Origin of the sequence: Melissospora conviva, from assembly GCF_049523535.1 — a bacterium.
In the GTDB taxonomy this organism is placed as follows: Bacteria; Actinomycetota; Actinomycetes; order Mycobacteriales; family Micromonosporaceae; genus Melissospora; species Melissospora conviva.
Map to the genome: position 1 here is coordinate 354,131 of NZ_JBLLDT010000004.1, position 22,001 is coordinate 376,131.

Genomic DNA, 22,001 nt, shown 5'->3' on the forward strand with positions numbered 1-22,001 from the left:
CCGGAGTGTAGGAGAACCGTCCCGTCCGGGACGGTTACGGCAGACGGCGCGGTCGCAGTGACGGCCGAAGGGAGCGGAGAAACCCGGTGCCCACGATCCAGCAGCTGGTCCGAAAGGGCCGCCAAGCGAAGACGAGCAAGACCAAGACGCCGGCGCTGAAGGGTTCTCCTCAGCGGCGCGGCGTGTGCACGCGTGTGTACACCACCACCCCGAAGAAGCCGAACTCGGCGCTGCGCAAGGTCGCTCGTGTCAAGCTCAGCAGCCAGATCGAGGTGACGGCCTACATCCCGGGCGTCGGCCACAACCTGCAGGAGCACTCGATCGTGCTCGTCCGCGGCGGCCGTGTTAAGGACCTTCCGGGCGTGCGTTACAAGATCGTCCGCGGTTCGCTGGACACCCAGGGTGTCCGCAACCGCAAGCAGGCGCGCAGCCGTTACGGCGCCAAGAAGGAGAAGAGCTGACATGCCGCGTAAGGGACCCGCTCCGCGGAAGCCGCTGGTCGCTGACCCGGTGTACAACTCGCCCCTGGTCACCCAGCTGGTGAACAAGATCCTCATGCGCGGCAAGCGTGCGCTCGCCGAGCGGATCGTCTACGGCGCCCTCGAGGGCTGCCGTGAGAAGACCGGCACCGACCCCGTCGTCACCCTCAAGCGGGCGATGGACAACGTCAAGCCGACCCTCGAGGTCCGCAGCCGCCGTGTTGGTGGCGCCACCTACCAGGTCCCCGTCGAGGTTCGCCCCTCCCGGGCCACCACCCTCGGTCTGCGCTGGCTCGTCCAGTACTCGAAGGCGCGTCGCGAGAAGACCATGGTCGAGCGCCTGATGAACGAGCTGCTCGACGCGAGCAACGGTCTGGGTGCCGCCGTCAAGCGGCGCGAGGACACGCACAAGATGGCGGAGTCGAACAAGGCCTTCGCGCACTACCGCTGGTAATTCAGCTCGGTTCCGGCGCCGTCCGCGGCGCCGGAACCACCACCAGGTGTGAGTCGAGACGACGATAAGTAGGGAATGAAGTGGCCGCCGCAGACGCGCTCGCCAAGGTACGCAACATCGGCATCATGGCGCACATCGATGCTGGTAAGACCACCACCACTGAGCGGATCCTGTTCTACACCGGCATCACGTACAAGATCGGTGAGGTCCATGAGGGCGGCGCCGTCATGGACTGGATGGAGCAGGAGCAGGAGCGGGGTATCACCATTACCTCCGCCGCCACCAAGTGTGAGTGGAAGGGCCACACGATCCAGATCATCGACACGCCCGGCCACGTCGACTTCACGGTCGAGGTCGAGCGCTCGCTGCGTGTTCTGGACGGTGCGGTCGCGGTCTACGACGGCGTTGCCGGTGTCGAGCCGCAGACGGAGAACGTCTGGCGGCAGGCCGACAAGTACAACGTCCCGCGGATGTGCTTCGTCAACAAGCTGGACCGTACCGGTGCCGACTTCTTCCGCTGCGTGCAGATGATGATCGACCGGCTCAACGCCACCCCGCTGGTGCTGCAGATCCCGATCGGCGCAGAGGCCGACTTCATCGGCGTCGTCGACCTGATCGACATGCACGCGCTCACCTGGCGCGGCGAGACCCAGAAGGGCGAGGACTACGAGATCGAGCCGATCCCGGCCGACCTCGCCGACTCGGCCGCCGAGTGGCGCGACAAGCTGATCGAGACCCTGGCCGACGTCGATGACGCGATCATGGAGAAGTACCTCGAGGGTGAGGAGCTCTCCGTCGACGAGATCCGCGCCGCGATCCGTCGCGCCACGATCGCCGGCAAGGCCAACCCGGTGCTGACCGGCACGGCCTTCAAGAACAAGGGCATCCAGCCGATGCTCGACGCCGTTGTCGCGTACCTCCCCTCGCCGCTGGACATCCCGGCGATCGAGGGCACGGCCACCGACGGCGAGACCCCGGTGCAGCGGCAGCCCTCGCTCAAGGAGCCCTTCGCGGGTCTGGCCTTCAAGATCCAGACCGACAAGCACCTGGGCAAGCTGACCTACGTGCGCGTCTACTCCGGATCGGTCGAGACCGGGTCCCAGGTGATCAACTCCACCAAGGACCGCAAGGAGCGCGTCGGCAAGATCTACCAGATGCACGCCAACAAGCGTGAAGAGCGCGGCACCGCCTACGCCGGCGACATCATCGCCGTGCAGGGTCTGAAGCAGACCACCACCGGTGACACCCTCTGCGACCCGGCGAAGCCGGTGATCCTGGAGTCGATGACCTTCCCCGAGCCGGTCATCGAGGTGGCGATCGAGCCCAAGACCAAGGCCGACCAGGAGAAGCTGAGCACCGCGATCCAGCGCCTGGCCGAGGAGGACCCGACCTTCCGCGTCAAGCTGGACGAGGAGACCGGTCAGACGGTCATCTCCGGCATGGGCGAGCTGCACCTGGACATCCTGGTCGACCGGATGCGCCGCGAGTTCAACGTCGAGGCGAACATCGGTAAGCCGCAGGTGGCGTACCGCGAGACCATCCGCCGCAAGGTGGATAAGCTCGAGTTCACCCACAAGAAGCAGACCGGTGGCTCCGGCCAGTACGCCCGAGTGATCATCGCGCTCGAGCCGCTGCCGCTGGACAACGACGCCCCGACGTACGAGTTCGCCAACGCCGTCACCGGTGGCCGCATCCCGCGGGAGTTCATCCCGTCGGTGGACGCCGGTGCCCAGGACGCCATGCAGTACGGCATCCTGGCCGGCTTCCCGCTGGTCGGTGTGAAGCTCACGCTGCTCGACGGTCAGTACCACGAGGTCGACTCGTCGGAAATGGCATTCAAGATCGCCGGCTCGATGGCGATGAAGGAGGCGGCCCGCAAGGCCGACCCCGCGCTGCTCGAGCCGATGATGGCAGTCGAGGTCACGACGCCCGAGGAGAACATGGGCGACGTCATCGGCGACATCAACTCCCGCCGTGGCATCATCCAGGCGATGGAGGAGCGCGGCGGTGCCCGCGTCGTCCGCGCCCTGGTGCCGCTGTCGGAAATGTTCGGCTACGTCGGCGACCTGCGGTCGAAGACCCAGGGCCGGGCTAGCTTCAGCATGCAGTTCGACTCCTACGCCGAGGTTCCGCAGAGCGTGGCGAAGGAGATCATCGCCAAGGCGACGGGCGAGTGAGCTCCGCAGACATCTGCGGTGCACGCAACACCCTGAACCACGGTTGATCGACCTGGTCGGCGGCGGGCGGGAAACCGCCCACCGCCTACCAGGTGGGAACCGCGTGAGACCGGGCCTGTAGGCTTCACTGCCGCAAGACCCACATAGCTCTCCGGCCGCCGGCCGGAAAGGCTGTCGACAGCGTCCCGAGCGCCGACCCGGCGCGCCGGACGGAACGTACCAAGAAGTCCACAGGAGGACACCAGTGGCGAAGGCGAAGTTCGAGCGGACTAAGCCGCACGTCAACATCGGCACCATTGGTCACATCGACCACGGTAAGACGACGCTGACGGCGGCCATCACCAAGGTTCTGCACGACAAGTACCCCGACCTGAACCCCTACACGCCGTTCGACGAGATCGACAAGGCGCCGGAGGAGAAGGCCCGCGGTATCACGATCTCGATCGCGCACGTCGAGTACCAGACCGAGTCGCGGCACTACGCGCACGTCGACTGCCCCGGTCACGCGGACTACATCAAGAACATGATCACCGGTGCCGCCCAGATGGACGGCGCGATCCTGGTGGTCGCCGCGACCGACGGTCCGATGCCGCAGACCCGCGAGCACGTGCTGCTGGCCCGTCAGGTCGGTGTGCCGTACATCGTCGTGGCGCTCAACAAGAGCGACATGGTCGACGACGAGGAGCTCCTGGAGCTCGTCGAGCTCGAGGTCCGTGAGCTGCTCTCGGCACAGGACTACCCGGGTGACGACCTGCCGGTCGTTCAGGTCTCGGCGCTGAAGGCGCTCGAGGGCGACCCGGCCTGGACCGAGAAGCTGCTCGAGCTGATGAACGCGGTCGACACCGCGATCCCGCAGCCGGAGCGCGAGACCGAGAAGCCGTTCCTCATGCCCGTCGAGGACGTGTTCACGATCACCGGTCGTGGCACCGTTGTCACCGGTCGTGTCGAGCGTGGCGTTCTGCTCCCGAACGAGGACGTCGAGGTTGTCGGCATCCGCGAGAAGGGCTTCAAGACCAAGGTCACCGCGATCGAGATGTTCCGGAAGACCCTGGACGACGCCCGCGCAGGTGAGAACGTCGGCCTGCTGCTGCGCGGTACCAAGCGCGAGGACGTCGAGCGCGGCATGGTTGTCATCAAGCCGGGCACGACCACCCCGCACACCGAGTTCGAGGCGACCGTCTACATCCTCGGCAAGGAGGAGGGCGGCCGGCACACGCCGTTCTTCCAGAACTACCGTCCGCAGTTCTACTTCCGGACCACGGACGTCACCGGCGTCGTCACGCTGCCCGAGGGCACCGAGATGGTTATGCCGGGCGACAACACCACGATGACCGTGAAGCTCATCCAGCCCATCGCGATGGAGGAAAACCTCAAGTTCGCGATTCGCGAGGGTGGCCGCACGGTTGGCGCTGGTCGCGTCACCAAGATCATCAAGTAATCAGGTACCCCGATTAGCGTTGCCGGAAGTCGTACGGCATACTAGTCAGGTTGCGTAACGGCAGTTCGACGGTGTGGGCCCGGTCCGCCGGGTTTCACCGAAGAGCAGTCGCGCGGGGTGGTTGGCCCCCAGTGGCCAACCACCCTCGCACGGCGCCTCCCTCGTGATTCTGCGATGGGGCGCCTGAGACCTACCGCACGCCAGTGCCGCTTCGGGCTTCCGGGGCGGAGTCTGGCCCCAGGGCGCGACACGCCCGACCGCGGGGGTCGGCGAATGTGGGACCGCGCCGTTCGGGGCGGAGGCCCGCGACATAGCGGCATCGAGAGAAGGAACAGAAGCCACCATGGCGGGACAGAAGATCCGCATCCGGCTCAAGGCCTACGACCACGAGGTCGTCGACTCCTCGGCGCGGAAGATCGTCGAGACGGTGACGCGGACCGGGGCGCAGGTCGCAGGCCCGGTGCCGCTGCCCACGGAGATCAACCGTTTCTGCGTGATCCGTTCGCCGCACAAGTACAAGGACTCGCGCGAGCACTTCGAGATGCGCACGCACAAGCGTCTGATCGACATCATCGACCCGACTCCGAAGACGGTCGACTCGCTTATGCGCCTCGACCTGCCGGCTGGCGTCGACATCGAGATCAAGCTGTAGGGACCGGACTAATGGACAGGCAAGTTAAGGGGATCCTGGGCGCCAAGCTCGGCATGACCCAGGTCTGGGACAACAACCGCGTTGTCCCGGTGACTGTGGTTCAGGCCGGCCCTTGTGTCGTGAGCCAGGTTCGTAGCGCCGACAAGGACGGTTACTCGGCGGTCCAGCTGGCGTACGGTGCGATCGACCCGCGCAAGGTGAAGAAGCCGCTGGCCGGGCACTACGCCAAGGCCGACGTGGCACCGCGGCGACACATCGTCGAGCTGCGCACCAGCGACGCGACCGAGTACGAGCTCGGCCAGGAAGTCACCGTAGAGGCGTTCCCGGTGGGAACCCCGATCGACGTGACGGGCAAGACCAAGGGCAAGGGTTACGCCGGTGTCATGAAGCGGCACGGCTTCCACGGCCTGCGCGCCAGCCACGGTGTGCAGCGCAAGCACCGCTCGCCCGGCTCGATCGGCGCCTGCGCGACCCCGGGTCGCGTATTCAAGGGCGTCCGGATGGCCGGTCGCATGGGTGGTGTTCGCTACACCGTGCAGAACCTGACCGTTCAGGCGGTCGACACCGAGAACAACCTCCTGCTGGTCCGGGGCGCGATCCCTGGTCCGAAGGGCGCGCTGGTCCTGGTCCGCTCCGCGGCCAAGACGCAGTTGAAGAAGGGCGGTGCGGCGAAGTGACCACGGTTGACGTCCGCAACGTCGAGGGTGCCAAGGCTGGCTCTGTCGAGCTGCCGGACGACATCTTCGACGTCCAGGCGAACATCGCACTGATGCACCAGGTGGTGGTGGCCCAGCTCGCGGCCGCCCGCCAGGGCACGCACAAGGTCAAGACTCGCGGCGAGGTCGCCGGCGGCGGCAAGAAGCCGTACAAGCAGAAGGGCACCGGACGCGCCCGCCAGGGCTCGATCCGCGCCCCGCAGTTCGCCGGTGGTGGCGTCGTGCACGGTCCCGTGCCGCGTGACTACAGCCAGCGGACCCCGAAGAAGATGAAGGCCGCCGCTCTGCGTGGCGCCCTGTCGGACCGGGCACGTGCGGGTCAGGTGCACGTCGTGGAGGGCTTCATCTCCGACGACAAGCCGTCGACCAAGGCCGCGCTGGCCGCGCTGGCGAAGGTCACCGAGGCCAACCGGGTCCTCGTGGTCGTGAGCAGCGAGGATGTTCTCAACATCCTCTCGCTGCGCAACGAGCCGCGGGTGCACCTGATCGAGGCCGGCCAGCTCAACACGTACGACGTGCTGGTGGCCGACGACGTGGTCTTCACCAAGGACGCCCTGGACGAGTTCCTGGGTGTGCCGGCCGAGACCACCGAGGAGGGTGGCAAGTGAGCACGATTGCTGACCCGCGCGACATCATCGTCGCGCCGGTCGTCTCGGAGAAGAGCTACAGCGAGCTGAACCGGAACTGGTACACCTTCCTGGTGCACCCGGACGCGAACAAGACCGAGATCAAGATCGCTATCCAGCAGATCTTCGAGGTCCGCGTCCTGACGGTCAACACGCTCAACCGCCAGGGTAAGCGCAAGCGCACCAAGACCGGCTTCGGTCAGCGCAAGGCGACCAAGCGGGCGATCGTGAAGCTGGCTGACGGTGACCGTATCGAGGCCTTCGGCGGCCCGGTCAGCTGAGGGGTGTAGACAATGGCTATCCGTAAGTACAAGCCGACGACGCCGGGCCGACGAGGCTCCAGCGTTGCGGACTTCGCCGAGATCACCCGGTCCACGCCGGAGAAGTCGCTGCTGGCGCCGCTGCCCAAGAAGGGCGGCCGCAACGTCCATGGCCGGATCACCACCCGGCACCAGGGCGGCGGTCACAAGCGCCAGTACCGTCTGATCGACTTCAAGCGGGTCGACAAGGACGGTGTGCCGGCGAAGGTCGCGCACATCGAGTACGACCCGAACCGCACCGCGCGCATCGCGCTGCTGCACTACGCCGACGGCGAGAAGCGCTACATCCTCGCGCCGAAGGACCTGAAGCAGGGCGACCGCGTCGAGTCCGGTCCGGGCGCCGACATCAAGCCGGGCAACAACCTGCCGCTGCGCAACATCCCCGTCGGTAGCCAGATCCACGGTGTGGAGCTGCGCCCGGGCGGCGGTGCCAAGCTGGCGCGTTCGGCCGGCGTCGGCATCCAGCTGCTCGGCCGGGAAGGTGCCTACGCCACGCTGCGTATGCCCTCCGGCGAGATCCGTCGGGTCGACGTCCGCTGCCGCGCCACCGTTGGTGAGATCGGCAACGCCGACCAGTCGAACATCAACTGGGGCAAGGCGGGCCGTATGCGGTGGAAGGGCAAGCGCCCGACCGTCCGTGGTGTCGCCATGAACCCGGTCGACCACCCGCACGGTGGTGGTGAGGGTAAGACCTCCGGCGGTCGCCACCCGGTCAACCCGCAGGGTAAGCCCGAGGGCCGGACCCGTCGTAAGGGCCAGCCGAGCGACCGGCTGATCGTCCGCCGCCGCTACGCCACCCGCAAGCGCGGCTAAGGGAGATTAGGTAGACATGCCTCGCAGCCTGAAGAAGGGCCCGTTCATCGACGACCACCTGCTCAAGAAGGTGGAAGTTCAGAACGAAAAGGGTTCGAAGAACGTCATCAAGACCTGGTCGCGGCGCTCGACGATCATCCCTGAGATGCTCGGTCACACGATCGCCGTGCACGACGGGCGTAAGCACGTCCCGGTGTTCATCACCGAGGCGATGGTCGGGCACAAGCTCGGCGAGTTCGCGCTGACCCGCACGTTCAAGGGTCACGAGAAGGACGACCGGAAGAGCCGCCGGCGCTGAGCGCCGACCACGGGATAAAGGGATCAAGGGGTTACAGCGATGCCAGTTAAGGGCGACGCTCCGGTGCTTCCGGGCGCGCGGGCAGTTGCGCGTCACGTGCGCATCTCGCCGATGAAGGCGCGCCGGGTGGTCAACCTCGTCCGCGGTCTGCCCGCGAAGGAGGCGCTCACGGTGCTGCAGTTCGCGCCGCAGGCTGCGAGCGAGCAGGTATACAAGGTCGTCGCGAGCGCGATCGCCAACGCGGAGAACAACGAGCGGCTGGACCCCGACGCGCTGCTCGTCAGCGAGGCGTTCGTCGACGAGGGCCCGACGATGAAGCGGTTCCGGCCGCGGGCCCAGGGTCGGGCCTTCCGGATCCGTAAGCGCACCTGCCACATCACGATCGTGGTCGAGGCTGTCGCGCCGGCCGCACCGAAGAAGGCCGCTGCGAAGAAGGCGGCTCCGGCCAAGGCCGAACCGGCCACCGAGGCCGCCGAAACGCAGAGCAAGACGGAGGGCGCCGAGTAATGGGTCAGAAGGTTCACCCGCACGGGTTCCGGCTCGGCATCTCGACCGACTGGAAGTCCCGCTGGTTCGCGGACAAGCTCTACAAGGACTACGTCGGCGAGGATGTAAAGATCCGCCGAATGATGTCCAAGGGCCTCGAGCGTGCCGGCATTTCCAAGGTCGACATCGAGCGCACCCGCGACCGGGTCCGCGTTGACATCCACACCGCCCGGCCGGGCATCGTCATCGGCCGTAAGGGTGCGGAGGCCGACCGGATCCGCGGCGAGCTGGAGAAGCTCACCGGCAAGCAGGTGCAGCTCAACATCATCGAGGTGAAGAACCCCGAGTCGGATGCGCAGCTCGTCGCCCAGGGCGTTGCCGAGCAGCTCTCCAGCCGGGTCAGCTTCCGTCGGGCGATGCGCAAGGCGATGCAGTCGGCGATGAAGAACCCGATTTGCAAGGGCATCCGGGTTCAGGTCTCCGGCCGTCTCGGCGGCGCCGAGATGAGCCGTACCGAGTTCTACCGCGAGGGTCGGGTGCCGTTGCACACGCTCCGCGCGAACATCGAGTACGGCTTCTTCGAGGCCCGGACCACCTTCGGCCGTATCGGCGTGAAGGTCTGGATCTACAAGGGCGATGCGGTGCCCGGCCGGGAGACCCCGACCGAGACCGCGCCGTCGCGTCCGCGCCGTGACCGGGGTGACCGGCCCGACCGTCCGCGCCGCGGACGTTCCGGATCGTCCGGCACTACCCCCGGTGGCACCGACGCCGGCCGGGCCGCCCAGACCGCGCTGGCTCAGGGTGGCGACACCCCGACCGGCGAGTCGATCGACAGCGCCGCCGTTGCCGCCGCGCCGGCTCCGGCGGAAACGCAGCAGGAGGGCTGACAGATGCTGATGCCGCGCAAGCCCCCGAAGGGCTTCCGCAAGCCGCACCACCCGGACCGCAGTGGCGCGTCCAAGGGTGGTAACCGCGTGGTGTTCGGCGAGTTCGGGATCCAGGCTCTCGAGCCTGCGTACGTGACCAACCGCCAGATCGAGTCGGCGCGTATCGCGATGACCCGTCACATCAAGCGTGGCGGCAAGGTCTGGATCACGATCTTCCCGGACCAGGCCCTCACCAAGAAGCCGGCCGAAACCCGCATGGGTTCCGGTAAGGGTTCGCCCGAGTGGTGGGTTGCCAACGTGAAGCCGGGGCGGGTCATCTTCGAGATGTCCTTCCCCAACGAGCAGATCGCGCGAGAAGCGATGCGTCGCGCGATCCACAAGCTCCCGATGAAGTGCCGCATTGTTACGCGCGAAGTGGGTGAGTCCTGATGGCAGCGGGCGTTAAGGTCGCCGAGCTGCGTGAGCTCTCCGAAGAGGAGCTGGTCACGAAGCTGCGGGAGGCCAAGGCGGAGCTGTTCAACCTCCGCGTGCAGGCAGCTACCGGTCAGCTGGACAACAACCGGCGGCTGCAGGTGATCCGTCGGGACATTGCCCGGATCTACACGATCATGCGCGAGCGCGAGCTGGGGCTCTCGGCCGCGCCGACTGAGGTGACTGCATGATGACCGAGAACACCACCACCGCGGAGACGCGGGCCCAGCGCAAGATGCGTGAGGGTCTCGTGGTCAGCGACAAGATGGACAAGACCATCGTGGTCGAGGTCGAGGACCGGGTGAAGCACCCGCTGTACGGCAAGGTCATTCGCCGTACCAGCAAGCTGAAGGTGCACGATGAGCAGAACGCCGCCGGCATCGGCGACCGCGTCCTGATCATGGAGACCCGGCCGCTCTCCGCCACCAAGCGCTGGCGGCTCGTGGAAATCCAGGAAAAGGCCAAGTAGCGAAGGCTTCGAGCTCGCCCGGCGGTAGTCGGGTGCAGGTTCCGCCAGGCTCCGGCCGCTTTTGGCGGCCGGAGAACCGGCAGACATAGGAGATAGACGTGATTCAGCAGGAGTCGCGACTGCGCGTCGCCGACAACACGGGTGCCCGGGAGATCCTGTGCATCCGGGTTCTCGGTGGTTCGGGTCGCCGCTACGCGAGCATCGGCGACGTCATCGTGGCCACGGTCAAGGACGCGATCCCGGGTGCCGGTGTCAAGAAGGGCGACGTCGTCAAGGCGGTAGTCGTCCGCACCGCGAAGGAACGGCGTCGGCCGGACGGTTCGTACATCCGCTTCGACGAGAACGCAGCCGTCATCATCAAGGACGGCGGAGACCCGCGTGGCACTCGTATCTTCGGGCCGGTCGGCCGGGAGCTGCGGGACAAGCGGTTCATGAAGATTATTTCTCTCGCGCCGGAGGTGTTGTGACCGTGAAGATCAAGAAGGGCGACACGGTCCGGGTCATCGCCGGCAAGGACAAGGGCAAGGAAGGGAAGGTCATCGCGGCCTACCCTCGCCTTGACAAGGTCCTGGTCGAGGGCGTGAACCGGGTCAAGAAGCACACCCGCATCAGCACCACCCAGCGTGGCGCCAAGACCGGCGGCATCGTCACTCAGGAAGCCCCGGTCCACATCTCGAACGTGCAGATCGTGGACTCCGAGGGCAAGCCGACCCGCGTCGGCTACCGGATCGACGACAACGGCCAGAAGGTCCGCATCGCGCGTAGCACCGGTAAGGACCTGTGATGACCACGGCTACCGAAACCAAGACGATGCCGCGCCTCAAGGAGCGGTACCGCAACGAGATCGTGGCGAAGCTGCGCGAGCAGCAGAACTACGCCAACCCGATGCAGGTGCCCGGCCTGGTCAAGATCGTCGTCAACATGGGTGTCGGCGAGGCTGCTCGGGACGCCAAGCTGATCGACGGCGCCGTGCGCGACCTGGCCACCATCACCGGCCAGAAGCCGCAGATCCGGCGGGCGACCAAGTCGATCGCGCAGTTCAAGCTGCGCGAGGGCATGCCGATCGGCGCGAAGGTCACCCTCCGGGGCGACCGGATGTGGGAGTTCCTTGACCGGCTGCTCTCCATCGCGCTGCCGCGTATCCGCGACTTCCGCGGTCTGGACGGGCGCAAGCTCGACGGGCACGGCAACTACACGTTCGGTCTGACCGAGCAGTCGGTGTTCCACGAGATCGATCAGGACAGGATCGATCGGCAGCGGGGCATGGACATCACGGTGGTTACGACCGCCACGACCGACGACGAGGGCCGGGCGCTGCTCAAGCTCCTGGGCTTCCCGTTCAAGGAGAACTGAGATGGCCAAGAAGGCGCTGATCATCAAGGCGGCCGCGAAGCCGAAGTTCTCGGTTCGCGCGTACACCCGCTGCCAGCGGTGCGGTCGTCCGAAGGCGGTCTACCGCAAGTTCGGCCTCTGCCGGGTCTGCATCCGGGAGATGGCCCACCGCGGTGAACTGCCGGGTGTGTCCAAGGCTTCCTGGTAGGGCAACCCCGCGTCCCGGCCAAGGCCGGGGCAAGCATCGCAACGTGGCAACTAGGTATTGCTCTTCGCCGTAGGCCCGGGGCTCACCGCCCCGGGAACCCCGGCGAGAAAGGCTGACGAAATCCATGACGATGACCGACCCGATCGCAGACATGCTCACGCGTCTGCGTAACGCCAACCAGGCGTACCACGACCAGGTGTCGATGCCCTACTCCAAGATCAAGGCGAACATCGCCGAGGTTCTGAAGTCCGAGGGCTACATCGCTACCTGGTCGGTCGAGGAGCCCGAGGAGGGCGCCGTCGGCAAGCGACTGGTCGTCGAGCTGAAGTACGGCCAGAACCGCGAGCGGAGCCTGGCCGGCATCAAGCGCGTGTCCAAGCCCGGCCTGCGGGTTTACGCCAAGTCCGACGAGCTCCCCCGGGTGCTCGGTGGCCTCGGCGTGGCGATCATTTCGACGTCCCAGGGACTGCTGACCGACCGGCAGGCCCGCAAGCGGAGCGTTGGCGGGGAAGTCCTCGCCTTCGTCTGGTAACGGGAGACAGGTAGAAATGTCGCGTATTGGACGTAAGTCGATCCCGGTACCCGCCGGCGTCGACATCAACATCGACGGCCAGACCGTTAAGGTCAAGGGCCCCAAGGGCGAGCTGAGCCACACCCTGGCCGAGCCGATCACGGTGGAGCGGGGCGATGACGGCGAGCTGCACGTCAACCGGCCCAACGACGAGCGCAAGGCCAAGGAACTGCACGGCCTGAGCCGGACGCTGATCGCCAACATGATCGTCGGCGTGACCGACGGTTACCGCAAGAGCCTCGAGATCGCCGGTACCGGTTACCGCGTGACCGCCAAGGGCAGCGACCTCGAGTTCGCACTCGGGTTCTCGCACCCGGTCGTGGTCACCGCGCCGCAGGGCATCACGTTCACGGTGGAGAAGCCGACCGTGTTCCACGTGGCCGGCATCGACAAGCAGCTGGTCGGCGAGGTTGCCGCCAACATCCGGAAGATCCGCCCGCCGGAGCCCTATAAGGGCAAGGGCGTCAAGTACCAGGGCGAGGTCATCCGCCGCAAGGCTGGAAAGGCAGGTAAGAAGTGACCGCCACGCTGCTCAAGCGCCGTCGCGGCGTCGCCGCCAAGCGCGCCATCGGGCGGGCACGCCGGCACTTCCGGGTCCGCAAGAACGTTTCCGGTACGGCCGAGCGTCCGCGCCTGGTTGTCACCCGTTCGCTGCGGCACATCACGGCCCAGGTCGTGGACGACACCCAGGGTCACACCCTGGCGTCGGCCTCTACCCTGGACCCGTCGCTGCGCGGTACCGAGGGCAACAAGAGCGCCCTGGCCGGCAAGGTCGGCGCGCTCGTGGCCGAGCGCGCCAAGGCCGCCGGCATCTCCAAGGTCGTCTTCGACCGCGGTGGCAACAAGTACGCCGGGCGGCTCGCTGCCCTGGCGGACGCCGCCCGCGAAGCCGGGCTCGAGTTCTAGAAACCCCGTCACGAGAGAGAAGGAAGGCTGCTGATGCCAGGTCAACAGCGCCGTGGCGGCGGGTCCGGTGGCAACGAGGGTGGTCGCCGCGACAACCGCCGTGAGGGCGGCCGCGGAAACGCGCCCGTCGAGAAGACCCCGCACATCGAGCGGGTCGTCGCGATCAACCGTGTCGCCAAGGTCGTGAAGGGTGGTCGTCGCTTCAGCTTCACCGCCCTCGTGATCGTCGGCGACGGCGACGGCTCCGTCGGCGTGGGCTACGGAAAGGCCAAGGAGGTGCCCGCGGCGATCGCCAAGGGTGTCGAGGAGGCCAAGAAGCACTTCTTCAAGGTTCCGAAGATCGGCTCCTCGATCCCGCACCCGGTGCTGGGCGAGGCCGCTGCCGGTGTGGTGCTGCTCAAGCCGGCTTCCGCCGGTACGGGTGTCATCGCCGGTGGACCGGTGCGTGCCGTGCTGGAGTGCGCCGGTATCCACGATGTGCTCTCCAAGAGCCTCGGCTCGTCCAACCCGATCAACATCGTGCACGCCACGGTCGCGGCCCTGAAGGGTCTCGAGTCGCCGGAGCAGGTTGCGGCGCGTCGTGGTCTGCCGGTCGAGGACGTGGCGCCGGCTGCGATGCTGGCGTCCCGGGCGGGGGTGAAGTCCTGATGGCACGCCTGAAGGTCACCCAGCTCCGATCCAACATCGGAACCAAGCACAAGCAGCGCGAGTCGCTGCGGTCGCTCGGTCTCAAGCGGATCAATGACGTGGTGGTCAAGGAGGACCGCCCCGAAATTCGGGGCATGATCTTCGCCGTGAACCACCTCGTGAAGGTCGAGGAGGTCGACTAATGACGATCAAGGTTCACCACCTGCGTCCGGCGCCGGGCTCCAAGACCGCCAAGACCCGTGTGGGTCGTGGTGAGGCGTCCAAGGGCAAGACCGCCGGTCGCGGCACCAAGGGCTCCAAGGCCCGCAAGAACATCTCGGCCGCCTTCGAGGGTGGTCAGATGCCGCTGCACATGCGGCTGCCGAAGCTCAAGGGCTTCAAGAACCGCTTCCGTGTCGAGTACCAGGTCGTGAACCTGGACCGGCTCGCCGAGCTGTTCCCCAACGGCGGCCAGGTTGGCCCGGACGAGCTGGTCGAGGTCGGCGCTGTCCGCAAGGGCAAGCCGGTCAAGGTCCTCGGCACCGGCGACCTCGGTGGCGTGGTTCTCCAGATCTCGGCGCAGGCGTTCAGCGCGTCGGCCAAGGAGAAGATCACTGCTGCCGGCGGTTCGGTCACCGAACTGTAAGGCGATAGGACGTGGCGTCCGCTCAGTTGCCCCCAACTGGCGGACGCCATGTTCGTCCCCGGGCCGAGATCCGTTCCAACCCCGCCGATCGGAAGTGGCGGGAATGGCAGCGGGCACATCGGACCGGGCCGGATCTGCCCTGGGACCCGTCGGACTGTTAGAGTCCCTTCCCAGCATCGGTTAATCGGGCGTCTGCCCGGACCCAACCCCCTACCCGCCACAGCTAACGGCGGCCGCCTCGCGCAGGAGGAAGAAGTTGCTCTCCGCGTTTCTCAGTGCGTTCCGTACGCCTGACCTGCGCAAGAAGCTGCTGTTCACAGTAGGCATCATTGCGGTCTACCGGCTTGGCGCCACGATCCCGAGCCCCGGCGTCTCTTACACCAACGTCCAGCGTTGTCTGGAAGCGACAGCCGAGGGTGGGACCAACGGGGTCTTCAACCTGCTCAACCTCTTCTCCGGCGGAGCGCTGCTGTCGCTGTCGGTCTTCGCGCTGGGCATCATGCCCTACATCACCGCGTCGATCATCATGCAGCTGCTCGCGGTGGTCATTCCCCGGCTGGAGCAGCTCCGCAAGGAGGGCCAGGCCGGCCAGGCGAAGATCACCCAGTACACCCGGTACCTCACCCTGGGTCTGGGCGTTCTGCAGGCCTCCGCGTACGTGGCGCTGGCCCGCTCTGGCCAGCTCTTCAACGGCATGTGCGACCAGTACCCGATCATCCCCGAGGGAACGGGTCTGCCGAACTGGCTGACGCTGCTGACGTTGGTCATCACGATGACCGCCGGCACCGGTGTGGTGATGTGGCTCGGCGAGCTGATCACCGACCGCGGCGTCGGCAACGGCATGTCCGTGCTGATCTTCACCTCGATCGCCGCCCGCCTCCCCAGCGAGGGCTGGTCCATCAAGGTCAGCAAGGGCTGGGGCATGTTCGCCCTGGTGCTGGCGTTGGTCATGGTGGTCATCGCCCTGGTGGTCTTCATCGAGCAGGCGCAGCGCCGGATCCCGGTGCAGTACGCCAAGCGGATGATCGGCCGGCGCATGTACGGCGGCACCTCGACCTACATCCCGTTGAAGGTCAACCAGGCGGGTGTCATCCCGGTCATCTTCGGCTCCTCGCTGCTCTACCTCCCGCAGTTGGGACTCCAGTTCTTCGACCAGGAGAACCCTGGCGACGTGCAGGCATGGGTCACGAACAACCTCGCGAACCCGAGCAGTCCGATCTACATCGCGGTCTACTTCCTGCTGATCATCTTCTTCACGTACTTCTACGTGTCGATCACGTTCAACCCGACCGATGTAGCGGACAACATGAAGAAGTACGGCGGCTTCGTACCGGGTATCCGTCCGGGCAAGCCGACCGCGCAGTACCTCGACTTCATCCTCAGCCGGATCACCCTGCCGGGCTCGATCTACCTGGGTATCGTCGCCACGCTGCCGAACTTCTTCTTCATCTGGCTGGACAACAACCAGTACCAGAACTTCCCATTCGGCGGCACCGCTGTGCTGATCATGGTCGGCGTCGGTCTCGAGACCGTGAAGCAGATCGAGAGCCAGCTGATGCAGCGGAACTATGAAGGGTTCCTGCGGTAGATGCGAATCGTTCTGGTCGGCCCGCCCGGGGCAGGTAAAGGCACACAGGCCGAGTTCATCGCGGCTCACCTCTCCGTGCCGAAGATCTCCACCGGGGACATCTTCCGCGCCAACGTCTCCCAGGGCACGCCCCTGGGGGTCGAGGCCAAGCGGTACATGGACGCCGGCAAGCTCGTTCCCGACGAGGTGACCATCAACATGGTCCGCGGCCGGCTCGCCGAGCCGGACGCGGCCGAGGGTTTCCTGCTGGACGGATTCCCGCGTACGACGCCCCAGGCGGCGGCGCTGGACAAGCTCCTGGCTGACCTCGGCACCGCGCTGGACGTGGTCCTCGAACTCGTCGTCGACGACGACGAGGTGATCCGTCGCCTCTCCGGCCGGCGTACCTGCCGGGGCTGCGGAAAGATCTGGCACGTCGAGTTCGACGCGCCGTCGCGGCCGGACGTCTGCGACCGCTGCGGGGCCGAGCTCTTCCAGCGTGACGACGACAAGGCCGAGACGATCGCCGAGCGGCTGCGGGAGTACGCGGACAAGACCGCGCCCCTGGTCGACTACTACGGCGCCCAGGGCAAGCTGGTGGGCATCGACGCCACCGGTCCGGTCGAGGACGTCACCGTCCGCGCTATCGACGCTCTGCGGTCGTACGGCGGATAGAGTTGCCGAGAGCGACCGCACGCCACCGCGTGCGGCACTCTCTGGCTAGGGAAAGGTAACCGTCCGATGCGTCGCCCCCAGCTGGACATCCAGCTGAAGACTCCGGAACAGATCGAAAAGATGCGCGCCGCAGGCCTGGTGGTCGCGGCCGCCCTGAGCCGGATGAAAGCAGCCGTCGTCCCGGGCGTCAGTACCGCCGACCTGGATGCCATCGCCGAGTCGACGATCCGCGAGGCGGGTGCGGTCCCGTCGTTCCTGGGCTACCACGGCTTCCCGGCGAGCATCTGCTCGTCGGTCAACGAGCAGGTAGTGCATGCCATCCCCGCCGCCGATCAGGTGCTGCGCGAAGGTGACCTGATCTCGATCGACTGCGGCGCGGTGCTGGACGGCTGGCACGGCGACGCGGCGATCACGGTCGGGGTCGGCGAGACCCGGCCGCAGCTGCTGCGGATGGCCGCGGTCGCCGAGGACGCCATGTGGGCGGGAATCGCCGCCGCGGCGCGGGGAGCGGCGAGCGGCAAGGGCCGGCTGACCGACATCTCGCACGCGGTCGAGTCCGCCGTACGCAAGGGCGGGCGCTACGGCATCGTCGACGGCTACGGCGGGCACGGTATCGGCACCGAGATGCACCAGGACCCACATGTGCTCAACCACGGCCGGCCCGGGCGGGGCCCGGCGCTGGTGCCGGGGATGGCCCTGGCGATCGAGCCGATGATCACCATGGGCTCGCCGCGGACGGTCGAGCTCGACGACGGCTGGACCGTCGTCACCCGCGACCGGTCGGTGGCGGCACACGTCGAGCACTCGATCGCGTTGCTGCCCGACGGGGTCTGGGTGCTCACGGCACCCGACGGTGGCCGGGCCCGGCTCGGTGACCTGGTCACCCCCCGGCAGCCGGCCGGCGATTCCATCGGCTGAACCGGGGTTCCGGCAGCCGGCGCGCCGCAGGGCCCCTGGCCGCTGCCGTCGGAGTGTGGTTTCGGCGATTGGCCTCGCAGTGCCCCTGAGCACCGCCGTCGCAGTGGGTTTCGGCGGCTGGCGCCGCAGTGGCATCCTTGACAGCTATGGAACAGCGGGACGATATGCGGGCGGCCGATTCCGACCGCACGCGAGTGGCCGAGCGGCTGCAGGCGGCGCTCGACGAGGGCCGGCTGGACCTGCACGAGTACGACGACCGCCTGCGACGCGCCTTCTCCGCGCGCACCTACGGCGACCTCAAGGGTCTGCTCGACGACCTGCCCGCCCCGCGTCCGGCGGACCGGTCGCAGCTGGCGCCGACCGCCTCGGCGTGGCCGGCGGCGGTAGGTGAGACTCCCACGGTCCCGGCCAACGTCACCCGGCAGTGGCTGGGGGAGATGTGGGGCACGTACTTCAGCGTGGCGGCCATCACGGTCGGCATCTGGGCGGTCATCTGCCTGATGAGCACGGAGCTGCTCTACTTCTGGCCCGGCTGGGTGATCGGGCCCTACGGCGCGGTGCTGGTGGTGCAGACCGTCGGCGGACTCGTCACGGGGGCGCCGGCCAAGGAGGCCGCGGAGCGGGCGCGCAAGGAGCAGGCCCGCCTGCAGCGGCGTAGGGCCGCAGGCCTCGAGGACTGATTTCTCGGGCGCGATGTCCGGTTCGCCGCTCCGAACCGCCCTCGGTTGGCTTCGCCGAGTTCATCCGCGTACACTGTCAGATCGGCGCACAGCGTCCACTCCGTCATGCCCACCCTGCGCTTCGGTGGGGACGGAGCCGCGGCTGGCGCGGGTGGTGTTTTCGATCATCACCCGTGTAAGGCGTTGTGAGCCGATCCGGAGTAACCGACGTCAGGACAGCGGAGGACATGCCGAAAAAAGACGGAGCCATCGAGATCGAGGGTCGTGTGATCGAGCCCCTGCCGAACGCCATGTTCCGGGTGGAGCTCGCGAACGGCCACAAGGTGCTGGCTCACATCAGTGGCAAGATGCGGCAGCACTACATCCGCATCCTGCCGGAGGACCGGGTCGTCGTCGAACTCTCGCCGTACGACCTGACCCGCGGGCGCATCGTCTACCGCTACAAGTAACACGCCTGACGGCGGCCGGGATGTTTCCGTGTCCGTCCTCGACGTCCGGTGGGACGCCAGTGTCGTGCCATTGGGCCAGATGGGAAGTAAGGCAACCGTGAAGGTCAAGCCGAGCGTCAAGAGGATCTGCAACAAGTGCCGGGTCATCCGCCGGCACGGCCGGGTCATGGTGATCTGCACCGACCCGCGCCACAAGCAGCGCCAGGGCTGAGCCACGGTGCGGCCTCGGCCGCGACCGGGGTCTTCGTCCGCGGATCCACACAATCACATACAAGCTCGTCCCAGCCACGGGTGAAGTGCGCAGCGCGTACTGGCGTCGTGGCCAACCCCCGGTCGGAGGCCGGGGCCCGATCGGGCAACGACCACAGGCACGCGGCAGCGTGCCGGGTCGGCACGGCGCCACAGCGGCGTCGGGCCGGACACGGTCGGATCGGGGTGGGTCGGGCACAGACCTCCGCGACACACCTACGAGGAGTACGCCCGCACATGGCTCGTCTAGTTGGCGTCGATCTCCCCCGCGAGAAGCGGCTGGAAATCGCGCTCACCTACATCTTCGGGGTCGGCCGGACCCGCGCAGTCGAGACTCTCGCTGCCACCGGTATCTCCCCGGACAAGCGCGTCAAGGACCTCACGGACGAGGAGCTGGTCCAGCTCCGCGACCACATCGAGGGCAACTTCAAGGTAGAAGGCGACCTGCGCCGCGAGGTCGCCGCTGACATCCGCCGCAAGGTCGAGATCGGCTGCTACGCCGGTATCCGGCACCGCCGCGGTCTCCCGGTCCGCGGTCAGCGGACCCGGACCAACGCGCGTACCCGTAAGGGCCCGAAGCGGACCGTCGCCGGCAAGAAGAAGCCCGGCAAGAAGTAATTAGGAGCGCAGAGACTTATGCCACCGAAGGCTCGTGCCGGGGCCCCTGTAAAGAAGGTCCGGCGCAAGGAACGCAAGAACGTCGCCCACGGGCAGGCGCACATCAAGAGCACCTTCAACAACACCATCGTGTCGATCACCGACCCGACTGGTGCGGTCATCTCCTGGGCCTCCGCCGGCCAGGTTGGCTTCAAGGGCTCCCGCAAGTCGACTCCGTTCGCCGCGCAGCTGGCCGCCGAGGCTGCCGCGCGCCGGGCCATGGAGCACGGCATGCGCAAGGTCGACGTGTTCGTCAAGGGCCCCGGCTCCGGCCGGGAGACCGCTATCCGTTCGCTGCAGGCCGTCGGGCTTGAGGTCGGCCAGATCGCCGACGTCACGCCGCAGCCGCACAACGGATGCCGTCCGCCGAAGCGTCGTCGGGTCTGAGAGGTAGAGAGAGATGGCTCGTTACACCGGTGCAGACTGCCGCCGTTGCCGGCGGGAGAAAATGAAGCTGTTCCTCAAGGGCAGCAAGTGCGATGGACCGAAGTGCCCGTTCGAGTCCCGGCCTTTCCCGCCTGGACAGCACGGCCGTGGTCGTACCAAGGAGACCGAGTACCTGCTGCAGCTTCGTGAGAAGCAGAAGGCCCGCCGCGTCTACGGCGTGCTGGAGAAGCAGTTCCGCGGTTACTACGAGGAGGCCGTTTCCAAGCAGGCCAAGACCGGCGAGGTCCTCCTGCAGATCCTCGAGTCGCGGCTCGACAACGTGGTCTACCGGGCCGGCTACGCCAAGTCCCGGGACATGGCCCGCCAGCTGGTCAAGCACGGCCACTTCCTGGTCAACGGCAAGAAGGTCGACATCCCGTCCTTCCGCGTCAAGGAGCACGACATCGTCGAGGTTCGGGCGAAGTCGAAGGAAATGACGCCGTTCCAGGTCGCGCAGGCCGAGGCCGGTTCCAAGACCGTTCCGGCGTGGCTCGAGGCCATTCCGAGCGAGATGAAGATCCTGGTGCACTCGCTTCCGGCCCGCGGTGTCATCGACACCCAGGTCCAGGAGCAGCTCATCGTCGAGCTCTACTCGAAGTAAGCACCGGTTCCCCTCCCTCGGGAGGGGGCCGGCCCGCTTCGGGCAGGCACCACGCGCTCGTCGGCCACGAGGTCGCCGGGTCTGCCGCGTCACGGCAGTCGGCGACCTCGTGGCTCGAGGACGGCTTACATTGTTTCTGGGCGTCAAATAGCGGGCGCCCCGGAAGAGAAGAGAAGAAATGCTGATCAGCCAGCGACCGACCCTCTCCGAGGAGTCGATCAACGAGACCCGTTCCCGGTTCACCATCGAACCGCTGGAGCCGGGCTTCGGCTACACCCTGGGCAACTCGCTGCGGCGTACGTTGCTGTCGTCGATCCCGGGGGCCGCGGTCACCAGCATCAAGATCGACGGTGTCCTGCACGAGTTCACCACCATCCCCGGCGTCAAGGAGGATGTGGTCGAGCTCGTCATGAACATCAAGGAGCTCTGCGTCAGCTCCGAGCACGACGAGCCGGTGAGCATGTACCTGCGCTCGCAGGGCCCCGGCGAGGTCACCGCCGGTGACATCCAGCCGCCGGCCGGCGTCTCCGTGCACAACCCGGACCTCAAGCTCGCCACCCTGAGCCCCAAGGGCCGGCTCGACATGGAGCTCACCGTCGAGCGGGGCCGTGGCTACGTCACCGCCGCGCAGAACAAGCAGGCCGGCGCCGAGATCGGCCGTATCCCGGTCGACTCGATCTACTCGCCGGTGCTGAAGGTGACCTACCGCGTCGAAGCGACCCGCGTCGAGCAGCGCACCGACTTCGACCGGCTGATCATCGACGTCGAGACCAAGCCGTCGATGAACCCGCGTACCGCGCTGGCCTCGGCCGGCTCCACCCTGGTCGAGCTCTTCGGCCTGGCCCGGGAGCTCGACGAGACCGCCGAGGGCATCGACATCGGCCCGTCGCCGCAGGACGCGCAGCTCGCTGCCGACCTGGCGCTGCCGATCGAGGAGCTCGACCTGACCGTCCGCTCCTACAACTGCCTCAAGCGCGAGGGCATCAACTCCGTGGGAGAGCTCATCGGGCGCACCGAGGCCGACCTCCTCGACATAAGGAATTTCGGTCAGAAGTCGATCGACGAGGTCAAGATGAAGCTCGCCGGGATGGGCCTGGGGCTGAAGGACTCGGCTCCCAACTTCGACCCGGCGCACGTCGTGGACACCTTTGGCGAGGCGGACTACGACACCGACGACTACCGCGAGACCGAGCAGCTCTAGTT

The 22,001-nt window shown here is 67.0% G+C and carries 35 protein-coding genes; all 35 read left to right on the forward strand.

The window, feature by feature from the left end; translation table 11 throughout:
* Positions 1-86: 86 nt before the first annotated feature.
* The 35 genes from rpsL to ACK8GG_RS13195 all read left to right on the forward strand — a co-directional run bounded on the left by rpsL (position 87) and on the right by ACK8GG_RS13195 (position 21,999).
* On the forward strand, positions 87-461 hold the full coding sequence (gene rpsL, locus ACK8GG_RS13025; protein ID WP_014440718.1) for a 30S ribosomal protein S12: 375 nt from the start codon (positions 87-89) through the stop codon (positions 459-461).
* 1 nt (position 462) lies between these two features.
* The gene (rpsG, locus tag ACK8GG_RS13030) at positions 463-933 is read left to right on the forward strand and encodes a 30S ribosomal protein S7 (protein WP_440349565.1); all 471 of its coding nucleotides are present in this window, start codon (positions 463-465) and stop codon (positions 931-933) included.
* A gap of 80 nt (positions 934-1,013) precedes the next feature.
* A complete protein-coding gene (gene fusA / locus ACK8GG_RS13035; RefSeq protein WP_440352511.1) occupies positions 1,014-3,110 on the forward strand; it encodes an elongation factor G in 2,097 nt (698 codons plus the stop codon).
* A 244-nt stretch (positions 3,111-3,354) separates the two neighbouring features.
* Positions 3,355-4,548, forward strand: coding sequence for an elongation factor Tu (gene tuf / locus ACK8GG_RS13040; RefSeq protein ID WP_440349567.1), 1,194 nt, complete (start codon positions 3,355-3,357; stop codon positions 4,546-4,548).
* A 343-nt stretch (positions 4,549-4,891) separates the two neighbouring features.
* Positions 4,892-5,200, forward strand: coding sequence for a 30S ribosomal protein S10 (gene rpsJ / locus ACK8GG_RS13045; protein WP_007073037.1), 309 nt, complete (start codon positions 4,892-4,894; stop codon positions 5,198-5,200).
* A gap of 11 nt (positions 5,201-5,211) precedes the next feature.
* A complete protein-coding gene (rplC, locus tag ACK8GG_RS13050; protein WP_440349568.1) occupies positions 5,212-5,877 on the forward strand; it encodes a 50S ribosomal protein L3 in 666 nt (221 codons plus the stop codon).
* On the forward strand, positions 5,874-6,524 hold the full coding sequence (rplD, locus tag ACK8GG_RS13055; RefSeq protein WP_440349569.1) for a 50S ribosomal protein L4: 651 nt from the start codon (positions 5,874-5,876) through the stop codon (positions 6,522-6,524). The genes rplC and rplD overlap by 4 nt, the downstream gene beginning before the upstream one ends.
* Positions 6,521-6,823, forward strand: a complete 303-nt coding sequence (gene rplW, locus ACK8GG_RS13060; RefSeq protein ID WP_440349570.1) for a 50S ribosomal protein L23 — start codon at positions 6,521-6,523, stop codon at positions 6,821-6,823. Before rplD ends, rplW begins: the two co-directional genes overlap by 4 nt.
* A 12-nt stretch (positions 6,824-6,835) precedes the next feature.
* On the forward strand, positions 6,836-7,675 hold the full coding sequence (rplB, locus tag ACK8GG_RS13065) for a 50S ribosomal protein L2 (protein WP_440349571.1): 840 nt from the start codon (positions 6,836-6,838) through the stop codon (positions 7,673-7,675).
* Positions 7,676-7,691: 16 nt separating this feature from the next.
* Positions 7,692-7,973 (forward strand): 30S ribosomal protein S19, encoded by a 282-nt coding sequence (rpsS, locus tag ACK8GG_RS13070; RefSeq protein ID WP_440349572.1) that lies wholly within the window; start codon positions 7,692-7,694, stop codon positions 7,971-7,973.
* A gap of 39 nt (positions 7,974-8,012) precedes the next feature.
* The gene (rplV, locus tag ACK8GG_RS13075; RefSeq protein WP_440349573.1) at positions 8,013-8,480 is read left to right on the forward strand and encodes a 50S ribosomal protein L22; all 468 of its coding nucleotides are present in this window, start codon (positions 8,013-8,015) and stop codon (positions 8,478-8,480) included.
* Complete coding sequence (gene rpsC / locus ACK8GG_RS13080; RefSeq protein WP_440349574.1) at positions 8,480-9,346, forward strand: 30S ribosomal protein S3; 867 nt, start codon at positions 8,480-8,482, stop codon at positions 9,344-9,346. The genes rplV and rpsC overlap by 1 nt, the downstream gene beginning before the upstream one ends.
* Positions 9,347-9,349: 3 nt before the next feature.
* Positions 9,350-9,775: a 50S ribosomal protein L16 gene (rplP, locus tag ACK8GG_RS13085; RefSeq protein ID WP_440349575.1), complete on the forward strand. Its 426-nt coding sequence runs from the start codon at positions 9,350-9,352 to the stop codon at positions 9,773-9,775.
* Positions 9,775-10,008: a 50S ribosomal protein L29 gene (gene rpmC / locus ACK8GG_RS13090; protein ID WP_440349576.1), complete on the forward strand. Its 234-nt coding sequence runs from the start codon at positions 9,775-9,777 to the stop codon at positions 10,006-10,008. Before rplP ends, rpmC begins: the two co-directional genes overlap by 1 nt.
* On the forward strand, positions 10,008-10,286 hold the full coding sequence (rpsQ, locus tag ACK8GG_RS13095; protein WP_440349814.1) for a 30S ribosomal protein S17: 279 nt from the start codon (positions 10,008-10,010) through the stop codon (positions 10,284-10,286). Before rpmC ends, rpsQ begins: the two co-directional genes overlap by 1 nt.
* A 98-nt stretch (positions 10,287-10,384) precedes the next feature.
* The gene (rplN, locus tag ACK8GG_RS13100) at positions 10,385-10,753 is read left to right on the forward strand and encodes a 50S ribosomal protein L14 (protein WP_007465279.1); all 369 of its coding nucleotides are present in this window, start codon (positions 10,385-10,387) and stop codon (positions 10,751-10,753) included.
* Positions 10,750-11,070 carry a 50S ribosomal protein L24 gene (rplX, locus tag ACK8GG_RS13105; RefSeq protein ID WP_440349577.1) on the forward strand — a complete coding sequence of 107 codons (321 nt, stop codon included), beginning with the start codon at positions 10,750-10,752 and terminating at the stop codon, positions 11,068-11,070. Before rplN ends, rplX begins: the two co-directional genes overlap by 4 nt.
* Complete coding sequence (rplE, locus tag ACK8GG_RS13110; RefSeq protein ID WP_440349578.1) at positions 11,070-11,639, forward strand: 50S ribosomal protein L5; 570 nt, start codon at positions 11,070-11,072, stop codon at positions 11,637-11,639. The genes rplX and rplE overlap by 1 nt, the downstream gene beginning before the upstream one ends.
* Position 11,640: 1 nt before the next feature.
* Positions 11,641-11,826: a type Z 30S ribosomal protein S14 gene (locus tag ACK8GG_RS13115; protein WP_007465272.1), complete on the forward strand. Its 186-nt coding sequence runs from the start codon at positions 11,641-11,643 to the stop codon at positions 11,824-11,826.
* A gap of 124 nt (positions 11,827-11,950) precedes the next feature.
* Complete coding sequence (rpsH, locus tag ACK8GG_RS13120; RefSeq protein WP_440349579.1) at positions 11,951-12,358, forward strand: 30S ribosomal protein S8; 408 nt, start codon at positions 11,951-11,953, stop codon at positions 12,356-12,358.
* A gap of 16 nt (positions 12,359-12,374) precedes the next feature.
* A complete protein-coding gene (rplF, locus tag ACK8GG_RS13125; protein WP_440349580.1) occupies positions 12,375-12,917 on the forward strand; it encodes a 50S ribosomal protein L6 in 543 nt (180 codons plus the stop codon).
* Complete coding sequence (rplR, locus tag ACK8GG_RS13130; protein ID WP_440349581.1) at positions 12,914-13,303, forward strand: 50S ribosomal protein L18; 390 nt, start codon at positions 12,914-12,916, stop codon at positions 13,301-13,303. The genes rplF and rplR overlap by 4 nt, the downstream gene beginning before the upstream one ends.
* 33 nt (positions 13,304-13,336) lie before the next feature.
* A complete protein-coding gene (gene rpsE / locus ACK8GG_RS13135; protein ID WP_440349582.1) occupies positions 13,337-13,951 on the forward strand; it encodes a 30S ribosomal protein S5 in 615 nt (204 codons plus the stop codon).
* On the forward strand, positions 13,951-14,133 hold the full coding sequence (gene rpmD / locus ACK8GG_RS13140) for a 50S ribosomal protein L30 (protein ID WP_440349583.1): 183 nt from the start codon (positions 13,951-13,953) through the stop codon (positions 14,131-14,133). The genes rpsE and rpmD overlap by 1 nt, the downstream gene beginning before the upstream one ends.
* Positions 14,133-14,576 carry a 50S ribosomal protein L15 gene (gene rplO, locus ACK8GG_RS13145; RefSeq protein WP_440349584.1) on the forward strand — a complete coding sequence of 148 codons (444 nt, stop codon included), beginning with the start codon at positions 14,133-14,135 and terminating at the stop codon, positions 14,574-14,576. The genes rpmD and rplO overlap by 1 nt, the downstream gene beginning before the upstream one ends.
* Positions 14,577-14,832: 256 nt before the next feature.
* Entirely contained in the window at positions 14,833-16,164 is a 1,332-nt protein-coding gene (gene secY / locus ACK8GG_RS13150; protein WP_440349585.1) for a preprotein translocase subunit SecY, read from the forward strand.
* Positions 16,165-16,818: an adenylate kinase gene (locus ACK8GG_RS13155; protein ID WP_440349586.1), complete on the forward strand. Its 654-nt coding sequence runs from the start codon at positions 16,165-16,167 to the stop codon at positions 16,816-16,818.
* 66 nt (positions 16,819-16,884) lie between these two features.
* A complete protein-coding gene (map, locus tag ACK8GG_RS13160) occupies positions 16,885-17,736 on the forward strand; it encodes a type I methionyl aminopeptidase (RefSeq protein ID WP_440349587.1) in 852 nt (283 codons plus the stop codon).
* Between the two features lie 146 nt (positions 17,737-17,882).
* Positions 17,883-18,416 carry a DUF1707 SHOCT-like domain-containing protein gene (locus ACK8GG_RS13165; protein WP_440349588.1) on the forward strand — a complete coding sequence of 178 codons (534 nt, stop codon included), beginning with the start codon at positions 17,883-17,885 and terminating at the stop codon, positions 18,414-18,416.
* 227 nt (positions 18,417-18,643) lie between these two features.
* Positions 18,644-18,865 (forward strand): translation initiation factor IF-1, encoded by a 222-nt coding sequence (gene infA / locus ACK8GG_RS13170; RefSeq protein ID WP_007073013.1) that lies wholly within the window; start codon positions 18,644-18,646, stop codon positions 18,863-18,865.
* A gap of 97 nt (positions 18,866-18,962) precedes the next feature.
* Positions 18,963-19,076, forward strand: coding sequence for a 50S ribosomal protein L36 (gene rpmJ, locus ACK8GG_RS13175; RefSeq protein WP_012184307.1), 114 nt, complete (start codon positions 18,963-18,965; stop codon positions 19,074-19,076).
* 275 nt (positions 19,077-19,351) lie between these two features.
* Positions 19,352-19,732: a 30S ribosomal protein S13 gene (gene rpsM, locus ACK8GG_RS13180; RefSeq protein WP_440349589.1), complete on the forward strand. Its 381-nt coding sequence runs from the start codon at positions 19,352-19,354 to the stop codon at positions 19,730-19,732.
* An 18-nt stretch (positions 19,733-19,750) separates the two neighbouring features.
* A complete protein-coding gene (gene rpsK, locus ACK8GG_RS13185) occupies positions 19,751-20,158 on the forward strand; it encodes a 30S ribosomal protein S11 (RefSeq protein ID WP_440349590.1) in 408 nt (135 codons plus the stop codon).
* Between the two features lie 13 nt (positions 20,159-20,171).
* Entirely contained in the window at positions 20,172-20,798 is a 627-nt protein-coding gene (gene rpsD / locus ACK8GG_RS13190) for a 30S ribosomal protein S4 (protein WP_440349591.1), read from the forward strand.
* Positions 20,799-20,976: 178 nt separating this feature from the next.
* A complete protein-coding gene (locus ACK8GG_RS13195) occupies positions 20,977-21,999 on the forward strand; it encodes a DNA-directed RNA polymerase subunit alpha (protein ID WP_440349592.1) in 1,023 nt (340 codons plus the stop codon).
* Positions 22,000-22,001: the final 2 nt, after the last annotated feature.

Coding starts and splice junctions, on each gene's coding strand:
- rplP (WP_440349575.1), top strand. CDS start 9,350: ATGCTGATGCCGCGCAAGCCCCCGAAGGGCTTCCGCAAGCCGCACCAC.
- rplV (WP_440349573.1), top strand. CDS start 8,013: ATGCCAGTTAAGGGCGACGCTCCGGTGCTTCCGGGCGCGCGGGCAGTT.
- rpsJ (WP_007073037.1), top strand. CDS start 4,892: ATGGCGGGACAGAAGATCCGCATCCGGCTCAAGGCCTACGACCACGAG.
- rplB (WP_440349571.1), top strand. CDS start 6,836: ATGGCTATCCGTAAGTACAAGCCGACGACGCCGGGCCGACGAGGCTCC.
- rpsK (WP_440349590.1), top strand. CDS start 19,751: ATGCCACCGAAGGCTCGTGCCGGGGCCCCTGTAAAGAAGGTCCGGCGC.
- rpsM (WP_440349589.1), top strand. CDS start 19,352: ATGGCTCGTCTAGTTGGCGTCGATCTCCCCCGCGAGAAGCGGCTGGAA.
- rpmD (WP_440349583.1), top strand. CDS start 13,951: ATGGCACGCCTGAAGGTCACCCAGCTCCGATCCAACATCGGAACCAAG.
- rplF (WP_440349580.1), top strand. CDS start 12,375: ATGTCGCGTATTGGACGTAAGTCGATCCCGGTACCCGCCGGCGTCGAC.
- rplE (WP_440349578.1), top strand. CDS start 11,070: ATGACCACGGCTACCGAAACCAAGACGATGCCGCGCCTCAAGGAGCGG.
- rpsC (WP_440349574.1), top strand. CDS start 8,480: ATGGGTCAGAAGGTTCACCCGCACGGGTTCCGGCTCGGCATCTCGACC.
- rpsE (WP_440349582.1), top strand. CDS start 13,337: ATGCCAGGTCAACAGCGCCGTGGCGGCGGGTCCGGTGGCAACGAGGGT.
- infA (WP_007073013.1), top strand. CDS start 18,644: ATGCCGAAAAAAGACGGAGCCATCGAGATCGAGGGTCGTGTGATCGAG.
- map (WP_440349587.1), top strand. CDS start 16,885: ATGCGTCGCCCCCAGCTGGACATCCAGCTGAAGACTCCGGAACAGATC.
- rpsQ (WP_440349814.1), top strand. CDS start 10,008: ATGACCGAGAACACCACCACCGCGGAGACGCGGGCCCAGCGCAAGATG.
- rpsH (WP_440349579.1), top strand. CDS start 11,951: ATGACGATGACCGACCCGATCGCAGACATGCTCACGCGTCTGCGTAAC.
- ACK8GG_RS13155 (WP_440349586.1), top strand. CDS start 16,165: ATGCGAATCGTTCTGGTCGGCCCGCCCGGGGCAGGTAAAGGCACACAG.
- rpsD (WP_440349591.1), top strand. CDS start 20,172: ATGGCTCGTTACACCGGTGCAGACTGCCGCCGTTGCCGGCGGGAGAAA.
- rpsG (WP_440349565.1), top strand. CDS start 463: ATGCCGCGTAAGGGACCCGCTCCGCGGAAGCCGCTGGTCGCTGACCCG.
- ACK8GG_RS13115 (WP_007465272.1), top strand. CDS start 11,641: ATGGCCAAGAAGGCGCTGATCATCAAGGCGGCCGCGAAGCCGAAGTTC.
- ACK8GG_RS13165 (WP_440349588.1), top strand. CDS start 17,883: ATGGAACAGCGGGACGATATGCGGGCGGCCGATTCCGACCGCACGCGA.
- rpmC (WP_440349576.1), top strand. CDS start 9,775: ATGGCAGCGGGCGTTAAGGTCGCCGAGCTGCGTGAGCTCTCCGAAGAG.
- rpsS (WP_440349572.1), top strand. CDS start 7,692: ATGCCTCGCAGCCTGAAGAAGGGCCCGTTCATCGACGACCACCTGCTC.
- rplO (WP_440349584.1), top strand. CDS start 14,133: ATGACGATCAAGGTTCACCACCTGCGTCCGGCGCCGGGCTCCAAGACC.
- ACK8GG_RS13195 (WP_440349592.1), top strand. CDS start 20,977: ATGCTGATCAGCCAGCGACCGACCCTCTCCGAGGAGTCGATCAACGAG.
- rplC (WP_440349568.1), top strand. CDS start 5,212: ATGGACAGGCAAGTTAAGGGGATCCTGGGCGCCAAGCTCGGCATGACC.